The sequence below is a fragment of the Pontimicrobium sp. MEBiC01747 genome (assembly GCF_053601635.1).
Genome location: NZ_JBSHNS010000378.1, coordinates 1 through 7,909 on the forward strand (window position 1 = coordinate 1; position 7,909 = coordinate 7,909).

Genomic DNA, 7,909 nt, shown 5'->3' on the forward strand with positions numbered 1-7,909 from the left:
GTAGTAGGAATTATAGTAATTGCTGTAAACCTATTAAAGAAAACTAAAAAAGGCAAACCTATTTATTCTTTAGGTTTGCAAGAGGCAGAAACAATAAGAGCGTTAATTAGTGCCAAAGCATTTAATGAGGCCGAGAAACTAATAAAAAAGTTAAACTCAGATAATTTAACACAAACCGTAGATCATGTTACATTATCATTAAGCGAAGCTATTTTTATAGAATGGCAAGAGCAAGCAAAAGACAAAGCTATAACTGCATTGTTTTTAGGGGTATACTACAGCCATTCTGCATGGAAGTCAAGAACTAATGCCTATGCAAAAGATGTTTCACAGAAAGGAATTGAGGGGTTTTTCTTTTATCAAGAAAAAGCTACAGCATGTTTAACGTCTATTAATGAGAATTTTGAACTTATTGGAGAAGTGTATTCTAGATTAATAAGGATTTCTATGGGAAATAGTAATGACCAAGCCGTGGAAAGGTATTATAAAAAAGCAATAGCTATTAACCCAGATATGGTTTGGCCCTATATACATTATGCAGAAGCAATACAGCCAAAGTGGGGTGGAAGCCTTGAAGCTATAGATGCACTTATGAATACCTTACCAGATAGATTGTTAATACGCCAAATAGTAGAATTGAAACTAAGGTTAGATTCTTTCATAATCTCAGAAAACTATTTTTCAGGGACAATGTTTGAGTTAAAAGAAATAACTAAAGCTAGATTAATTGAAATAGATAAGTCTATAAAAGAAACCCCTCCAAAATCTATACATAGGTATATTTTGTATAATTATATGATGGCGCTTTCAGGTGAGTTAAACAAACTCACAATGAAAAAGTATTATAAAACCTTAATGAATGATTGGTATACATTATACCCATTTGGAATACCAAAATCTTAAATTATAAGATATAACAAGAGTGAAATTCCTTGAATATTTAATTAAGTATAATTACCTGATTATACTGTTGGTGTTTTTTTTGAACACTAGAAATTATTATCTTACTTTACTTAAAAAATAAGTAAAACCAAAAATAAGGTGCTACTTATTTATTTAATACAAACTTTGTACTTCCCTAAATACAAATCTGTAGCAAAACAAATAGTTAGTTTTTGCAGAGTTAAAATATTACAAATCAACAATTAAAAAAGACAAAGCCTTGTGTAATATAAGGTTGTAAACGTATTCTATTTTTTAATAATATTTAATATTTATGGATTTAGAAATTGTAAAAAAAGAAATTAAAGCATGGAGCAATCTAGTAAATGGTTTTAAAAGAAGTAAAGAAGGAAGTGTTGAGTATCTAGAAAAAGGCAGTACAATTTTAAGAAGCCTTAATCAAGGTGATTATTTTACAATTACCGAAGCGGAAATAAAAAAATGGAGTACCGTTTTGAGTACTGCTACCAATGCTGCATCCATTCATATCTATGCTGCATTAGATATATATAGTCAATATTTTAAATTTTATATTATCGATTCTGAAAATGATAAAAACAGAAATTTTCAAGGAACAATTATTGAAAAAAAATTCTCTTATAATTTGCTAAACGGAAAAGAATCTAGAGGTCTTCTAAATAAATTTAATAACTCTTTTTCTCCTAGAAAAGACTCATCTAGTACATCATCAGATAGAGACGAACTTGCTTTAGAAACTGTAATTGTGAGGCGTTTTAAATGGTCTTTATTAAGTAAAGATTGGCTTATAAATCAAAAAGAAGCAGGCGTTTCTGTTTTTAAAGTTATGGAAACCCCTTTTCAGGATTATGAAGCTTTAAATTTAGGCCCAGGCGACTACTGTTTTAATTTTTTTGGTTTAAAAGCAAGCAATTTAGTAGAAGAAAATGATAAGATAGAAATAATAGTTACTAAAGAGTTTACATTAAATACTATTCTTGGAAGCGGACAAGATTTCTCGTCTCCTAGGCCTCCGTTCTCGCTTGTAGATCCAAAAAGTAATTATCAATTATTAATAGCTAGCGAAAATGTATAATGTATTATCTTATCTATTACAAAGTATAGTATGTATAATATTATTGTTTGGCTTAATAAAGTTGCTAAACTTTAAACCTAAAAACATGCTTCCTATTATTCTTATACTTGCCAGTAGTTTATTTCTAGAAGTAACAGATTTTACTTGTCGTTTATTTAAAATAAATACGAACAACCATTTAAATTACTTAATAAGCCAATTACTACTGTTTGTTTTTATAATAGAAATATATGGGAAACATTTTTTTAAACTTTATAATAGCATAAAATATCTGTTGTATAGTATTGCAGTTATTCTTTTTGTTATTACAGCTTGCATTATAGGGTTGTCTAAAAGTTATAGTGTGTACTCTAATATTATTATAAACTGTATACTATGCTGTTTTGCAATACTATATTTTGCTAAAACAATAAAAGAAGGCAGAGCAGAAAAGGGAGCTTTGTCTTTAAATATTTGTATTTATTTTTTTTTTCGGTCGATGCACTCATATCGGTTACGTTTAATTTTTTAATTGCTAACCATTTAAGCTGGGTTGCACCCATCTGGCTTTTTAGAGGCGTACTACTATTAGTTTTTTATATAACATTAATAAATTTTGGATGGAAGACTGGACTAAACAAGCAATAATAGTTTGGATATGGATAGTAATAGCTATTTTAAGTCTATTTGCAACGCTTATTGTATTTTTAATAAAAAGACATTTAAAAGTTATAAAGGTTACAGAAGAATCTTCTGTACAAACTATTCTAGAAACCAAAAAAGAGTTTACCAAAAAAGTAACACGTTATCAAGAGTTAGATAGACAACGGCTGTCTGAAGAATTGCACGATAATGTTGTAAGCCGTTTAAACCTTTTGCACCTTAACTTATTTGAAGGCAACATTACATCACTAAAACGTAATCTTAAAAAATCTATGCAAGTAGTAAGAGAATTGTCTCATAATTTAACACCAGTAGAGTTAAATGTTGTTGCCCTTACAGACCTAATAGAAGACTATTTAGAGCAGATAACAAACATAATAACTATACAGTATTGCAAATACACATTAAAAAACCATACAACAACCTCTAATACTATAAAATTAAACCTTTTTAGAATTTTTCAGGAGCTAATAACAAATACATTAAAACACGCAGAAGCTACAGAACTAAAAATAGTATTACGTAGCTCTGCAAAATCTGTAGTGCTAATAGTAGAAGATAATGGGCGTGGTCTTATAACCGATAGTCATAAAAAAGGAATAGGACATAAAAATATTGAAATTAGAGCAGGACATATAAATGGGACGTACAAGTTTAAAACGCGGTCCGGATATTATACACGTTTTATTATCTGTGTTCCACAAATTAAAAATATAAGTAAAAATGAATACTAAAATACAACTGGCTATTGTTGATGATGATTTATTGTTTGTACAACTTTTAAAAAATTATATAGATAATAATATAAATACAGAAGTTGTACTTACAGCATCCACAGGAAATAAATTTTTAAATGGTATAAGAGAAAAAAAAATAAATATAGATGTTGTTATTCTAGATTTAAGAATGAAAGATGGGAGTGGTTTGGATGTTTTAGAAGCACTTAAAAAAGAAGATAAGGCAATAAAAACTATTGTACTTTCAAGCTTTTATCGTCGTTCTTTTATGGGGCAGATGCTTAAATTGGGAGTTAATGCATTTTTACCAAAAGAAACAGACCAAGAAGAATTAATAAAAGTTATAGAAACAGTATACAACAAAGGGCATTATTTTTCTGAAGAGCAAGTAGATGTTATGAGAAAGCAATTGTCTAATAAACTACCAGAATTTCGTAATCAAAATGTAGATCGTTTAACAAGTAGAGAGCTTGATATATTAAAATTACTATGTCAACAACTAACAACAAGAGAAATAGCTGATAAATTATTTATTTCTTCTAAAACAGTAGAAACACATAAAAGTAATTTGTTTATAAAAACTGGAGTTAAAAATACAACAGGCTTGGTTATTTATGCAGTACAAAATAATATTATAAACCCAGAAGAAATGATTTTGTTAAACTAATAGAGAATAGAGGATTCTTTTTTAAATAAAATATGTAAAAACAAATTGGCCTACATGGTTATTAAATCTAGAAAAATTGCCTCTTCCTTCACCTGTAATTCTTCTATAGACTCTGCCATTTTCATTATAATATAAAATACGTACAGTACCGCCAAACACATGTCCTGGTAGCGCTATGTTTAACATCTCTAAATTTTCGTCATTATTTATAGTTCTAACTGGACCACCAAAAGAAGCATTAACAGTTTGCCCACTTATTCTGTTTCCAAAAAAACGACGATCTCCTCCTAAAATAGCTCCAGGAACAGATTGGCCAATTCTACCGTAAGCACTTTGTCTATATAGCGTTAAAGCATTATTTTCTTCACTTATTTCTCCTAAATCTATTGTGTTTGTATAGTAATGATTATCGTAATCTATTGTATAGTTAGATAAATGATTGCGAAATTGTTGCATTCTAAGCATACCGTTTCCTCCAGCTCTATAGTAGTTATATTGAGCTCTAAGCTCTAGTAAAAATTGAAACATAAGTATTTTGATTTAGTTAGCGATAAGTTTAAAATTCAGCGAAGAAATACACCCCTATTTCCCCGCTGAATTACTTGCTTAATCCAATTTAAAAACAATTAAGCGTTTAACATTTTTGAAATTGCAATAGCATCCGAAACGGTATCTATGCTATAAATTTGCATAACACCTTGCGTTGTTGCTGTTTGTGCCAAAATATTTTGTTGGCTTTGTGCATTAACTGCGTTTTCAAACATTAATCCTGTAGAATGTGCAGCCGATTGGTATACGTTACCAAGAGCCATTGCTGGAGCTTCTGCAACCACTTTTACATTAGATTGAGTTACTGCATCTGTAATTTGTCCGTTTACTGTTTGTGACATAATAAATTGTTGTTTTTGAGAATACTAGAGATTCTCTGGTTAGAAATTGAATGAATTGGATTTTCCAATTTTAAATTAATTGCGATAATAATATTATCAATAGCTTTTCTATGATGCGTTTAGCATAGTAGAGATAGAAATTGCATCGGCAATTGTATCGAAGCTATAAATTTGCATAACACCTTGTGTCGTTGCTGTTTGTGCCAAAATGTTTTGTTGGCTTTGTGCATTAACTGCATTTTCAAACATTAATCCTGTAGAATGTGCAGCCGATTGGTAGACATTACCTAAAGCTATTGCTGGAGCTTCAGCAACCACTTTTACATTAGTTTGTGTAACTGCATCTGTAATTTGTCCGTTTACTGTTTGTGACATGATAAATAGTTGTTTTGAGAACGCTAAAAAGTTCTCTGGTTAAAATAAATGAATTGGATTTTCCAATTTTGAATTAATTGCGATAAGTAGTAAAATTAAATGGTACTAGCTTATGATGCATTTAGCATAGTAGAGATAGAAATTGCATCGGCAATTGTATCGAAACTATAAATTTGCATAACGCCTTGTGTGGTTGAGGTTTGCGCTAAAATGTTTTGTTGGCTTTGTGCATTAACTGCGTTTTCAAACATTAATCCTGTTGAGTGTGCGGCCGATTGGTAAACATTACCCAAAGCCATTGCAGGGGCGTCTGCTACGACTTGTACGTTGGTTTGTGTTACTGCATCTGTAATTTGCGAGTTTACGTGTTGTGACATAATTTTCTGGTTTTATTAATTAATACTCTATTTATATTTAAGTTAGAGATTGAAAAAACGATGACGTTTTATCTTTTCAATACGATTTTGCTTTCCTTTTTTTATATTTAAAATCTTCTTTATATCCATTGTTGAAGTGCTAATAGCAGTTTGAAAATGATTTTGTTGCTGGTTAATAGACTGTTCAAATAGTATTCCTAATGAATGTACATTGGTTTGAGCGGTATTTCCATTAGCAGTTGCCGTAGAAAATCCTAAATTGCTGTTATTTATATCTTGATTTGTAGTATCCATAGTTATATTTATTGTTATTAGAAATAGATTTGTATTAGAAATGACTTATTTGTGCTATCCGCGTTTTACAATTTTAGACTGTAGATTTTGCATTCGTTTACTAATTTTCAATTCTTGTAATTGTATCCTTTCTTTAGCTGCATTTTGAATATTTTGTATTTGTTCTTGGTAGCTTAAAGTATCGGTTGTATTATTTTGGCTAGCAGCACGTTCCTGCGCCTGTTGTTTGGCAGCTTCTTCAAGTTTATCTAACAATGGTTTAAGTTTTGTCATTGTGGCTTTAATAGCTTTTTTTGTTATATTTTCTATAATTTCATCTTCTTGATCTGCTGTTAAAGCTAACGGTGCAATAGAAGGTTCTTTATCTAAAATAATTTGGCCACATTTTTTACAAGTTTTATCTCCTTTTTTGCTTTTCATTTTAATTCTTTTTACTTGTTAAAACTATTATAGTGTTATAGCATATAGCCTACAAAAGCACTTGCGTTTTGCCAATCTTTATTAATGTTTTTTATAACATCTATTCCTACAATCTCTTGAGAAACTTCAGCTATTGTTGTTATTGCAGTGAGTAATTTTTTTAACGCTCCAGAAGGGAGACTTAAAATATAGTTGTCTTCTAATAATGAATTTTCGTCTGTTTTAGAATTATCATCCAATACAATGTCTAAGACTTCTTGGCAGAAATGAGCAGAAATTTTTGCACCATTATATTCTAAATCTTTAGTTAATTGTAAAATCTGATCTTCATTTATAAATTGAGAAATGTTACCAGTATTAACATCATGAGTTAAGTATAATGCTTCTCCTGTATTAGAAGGCGTTATTGTAATATCCATTTTTAAGAGCACATCAACATTTCCAATGTTTACCGTTAATAATTTTGAATCTACATTAGTTTCTGCGATATCATTTAAGGTGTTTAAAGGCAGAATTCTAACGTTGCAAAAAAAGTTTTTAGAATCTTCTTTTTTTATCATAACTACTACAATACCAGTACTTCCGTTTTGCGATTCAATAACAAAAGAATCATAGGTGTTGTATTTTTTATTTTTATTAATAACCTGAACATTTCTAATAGTCGGTTTTATATTAATATTGGCAGTTTCTTGCGTAAAAACATATCTGTTAGTATTATTATCGGTGTTTTTAAAACTATAATAGGCTGTATCATCATCTCGTTTTAAGTACAATCTATTTGCTAAATCCTCTAAAGGAAGTTGGTTTAATATTTTGGCTGGTTTAAGATCTGTAGAATAACTCATAGCGTATTATTTTTTTCGTGAAAACCAATAGGTTTTTTCTTTAGTATTTGTTTGTTTTTGTTCAGGTTTATCATCTGGCTTAGGTATCTCAACATCTTCATATTGACTGGTTTCAGTATTTTGTGCCGTAGTTGTTTCTGGCTTTGTATTGGGAGCCGTAGAAGTTGGTTTAAAAGGCGTTTTGCTATATATTTCATCTAAAGGCTTTGACGCATCTGGATTATGCATTAATGCACTTATTTTAGATTTTGCTTCACCGTACTCGGTAACCATTTTAAACAAGCTATGAAGTACTTCTTTGCCATCTGTTTCGTTAGGGGTTGCTACAAATTGAGCGTTTGCTTCTGGTGCTTCTGAGGTAGATTTTACATGGCGAGATGAATCTTGAGGTTTTGGAACAAGATTAGCAGGATTGTAATAAGTACCGTAGGTTAAAAAGTTGTTTGCTAATTTGGTAAGGGCAACTAAACTTATTTGCTCAAAACCTTTTAAAAACACTTGTAAATCTTGCACCATCATGCCAACAGATTGGTCAATCATGGTGGCGCTGGAACCTACTTTGGGGTTTACATCTTGGCCTAACACTTCTGTATTAATAAAATCTACAGCATTTTGTGTTTCGGACATTCCTGGAGTTAAATTAGACATATAATAATGGGTTTAGAT

General features: G+C 30.2%; 12 protein-coding genes. 4 read left to right on the plus strand and 8 right to left on the minus strand.

Annotated features, from left to right (window positions below):
* The 4 genes from ACVC2P_RS12200 to ACVC2P_RS12215 form a co-directional block, all read left to right on the plus strand.
* Positions 1-903, plus strand: a 903-nt coding sequence (locus tag ACVC2P_RS12200; protein WP_452598747.1) for a hypothetical protein, incomplete at its 5' end; no start/stop codon positions are given.
* Positions 904-1,216: 313 nt separating this feature from the next.
* On the plus strand, positions 1,217-1,996 hold the full coding sequence (locus ACVC2P_RS12205; protein ID WP_452598748.1) for a hypothetical protein: 780 nt from the start codon (positions 1,217-1,219) through the stop codon (positions 1,994-1,996).
* A gap of 599 nt (positions 1,997-2,595) precedes the next feature.
* Positions 2,596-3,372: a sensor histidine kinase gene (locus tag ACVC2P_RS12210; RefSeq protein ID WP_452598749.1), complete on the plus strand. Its 777-nt coding sequence runs from the start codon at positions 2,596-2,598 to the stop codon at positions 3,370-3,372.
* Complete coding sequence (locus ACVC2P_RS12215) at positions 3,362-4,042, plus strand: response regulator transcription factor (protein ID WP_452598750.1); 681 nt, start codon at positions 3,362-3,364, stop codon at positions 4,040-4,042. The genes ACVC2P_RS12210 and ACVC2P_RS12215 overlap by 11 nt, the downstream gene beginning before the upstream one ends.
* Before the next feature lie 21 nt (positions 4,043-4,063).
* Here ACVC2P_RS12215 and ACVC2P_RS12220 read toward each other — a convergent pair whose 3' ends face one another.
* The 8 genes from ACVC2P_RS12220 to ACVC2P_RS12255 form a co-directional block, all read right to left on the minus strand.
* Positions 4,064-4,570 carry a hypothetical protein gene (locus ACVC2P_RS12220; RefSeq protein WP_452598751.1) on the minus strand — a complete coding sequence of 169 codons (507 nt, stop codon included), beginning with the start codon at positions 4,568-4,570 and terminating at the stop codon, positions 4,064-4,066.
* A 98-nt stretch (positions 4,571-4,668) separates the two neighbouring features.
* Entirely contained in the window at positions 4,669-4,932 is a 264-nt protein-coding gene (locus ACVC2P_RS12225; RefSeq protein WP_452598752.1) for a RebB family R body protein, read from the minus strand.
* A 108-nt stretch (positions 4,933-5,040) separates the two neighbouring features.
* The gene (locus ACVC2P_RS12230; RefSeq protein WP_452598753.1) at positions 5,041-5,307 is read right to left on the minus strand and encodes a RebB family R body protein; all 267 of its coding nucleotides are present in this window, start codon (positions 5,305-5,307) and stop codon (positions 5,041-5,043) included.
* 110 nt (positions 5,308-5,417) lie between these two features.
* Entirely contained in the window at positions 5,418-5,684 is a 267-nt protein-coding gene (locus tag ACVC2P_RS12235) for a RebB family R body protein (protein WP_452598754.1), read from the minus strand.
* A 42-nt stretch (positions 5,685-5,726) separates the two neighbouring features.
* A complete protein-coding gene (locus tag ACVC2P_RS12240; RefSeq protein ID WP_452598755.1) occupies positions 5,727-5,978 on the minus strand; it encodes a RebB family R body protein in 252 nt (83 codons plus the stop codon).
* A 54-nt stretch (positions 5,979-6,032) separates the two neighbouring features.
* The gene (locus ACVC2P_RS12245; RefSeq protein ID WP_452598756.1) at positions 6,033-6,398 is read right to left on the minus strand and encodes a hypothetical protein; all 366 of its coding nucleotides are present in this window, start codon (positions 6,396-6,398) and stop codon (positions 6,033-6,035) included.
* 35 nt (positions 6,399-6,433) lie between these two features.
* A complete protein-coding gene (locus ACVC2P_RS12250) occupies positions 6,434-7,243 on the minus strand; it encodes a hypothetical protein (protein WP_452598757.1) in 810 nt (269 codons plus the stop codon).
* 6 nt (positions 7,244-7,249) lie between these two features.
* Positions 7,250-7,891 carry a hypothetical protein gene (locus ACVC2P_RS12255; RefSeq protein ID WP_452598758.1) on the minus strand — a complete coding sequence of 214 codons (642 nt, stop codon included), beginning with the start codon at positions 7,889-7,891 and terminating at the stop codon, positions 7,250-7,252.
* Positions 7,892-7,909: the final 18 nt, after the last annotated feature.

What these genes read in the sequence shown, in the direction of transcription:
- ACVC2P_RS12205 (WP_452598748.1), top strand. Translation starts at nt 1,217, where the DNA reads ATGGATTTAGAAATTGTAAAAAAAGAAATTAAAGCATGGAGCAATCTA.
- ACVC2P_RS12230 (WP_452598753.1), bottom strand. Translation starts at nt 5,307, where the DNA reads ATGTCACAAACAGTAAACGGACAAATTACAGATGCAGTTACACAAACT.
- ACVC2P_RS12245 (WP_452598756.1), bottom strand. Translation starts at nt 6,398, where the DNA reads ATGAAAAGCAAAAAAGGAGATAAAACTTGTAAAAAATGTGGCCAAATT.
- ACVC2P_RS12215 (WP_452598750.1), top strand. Translation starts at nt 3,362, where the DNA reads ATGAATACTAAAATACAACTGGCTATTGTTGATGATGATTTATTGTTT.
- ACVC2P_RS12225 (WP_452598752.1), bottom strand. Translation starts at nt 4,932, where the DNA reads ATGTCACAAACAGTAAACGGACAAATTACAGATGCAGTAACTCAATCT.
- ACVC2P_RS12250 (WP_452598757.1), bottom strand. Translation starts at nt 7,243, where the DNA reads ATGAGTTATTCTACAGATCTTAAACCAGCCAAAATATTAAACCAACTT.
- ACVC2P_RS12235 (WP_452598754.1), bottom strand. Translation starts at nt 5,684, where the DNA reads ATGTCACAACACGTAAACTCGCAAATTACAGATGCAGTAACACAAACC.
- ACVC2P_RS12220 (WP_452598751.1), bottom strand. Translation starts at nt 4,570, where the DNA reads ATGTTTCAATTTTTACTAGAGCTTAGAGCTCAATATAACTACTATAGA.
- ACVC2P_RS12240 (WP_452598755.1), bottom strand. Translation starts at nt 5,978, where the DNA reads ATGGATACTACAAATCAAGATATAAATAACAGCAATTTAGGATTTTCT.
- ACVC2P_RS12255 (WP_452598758.1), bottom strand. Translation starts at nt 7,891, where the DNA reads ATGTCTAATTTAACTCCAGGAATGTCCGAAACACAAAATGCTGTAGAT.
- ACVC2P_RS12210 (WP_452598749.1), top strand. Translation starts at nt 2,596, where the DNA reads ATGGAAGACTGGACTAAACAAGCAATAATAGTTTGGATATGGATAGTA.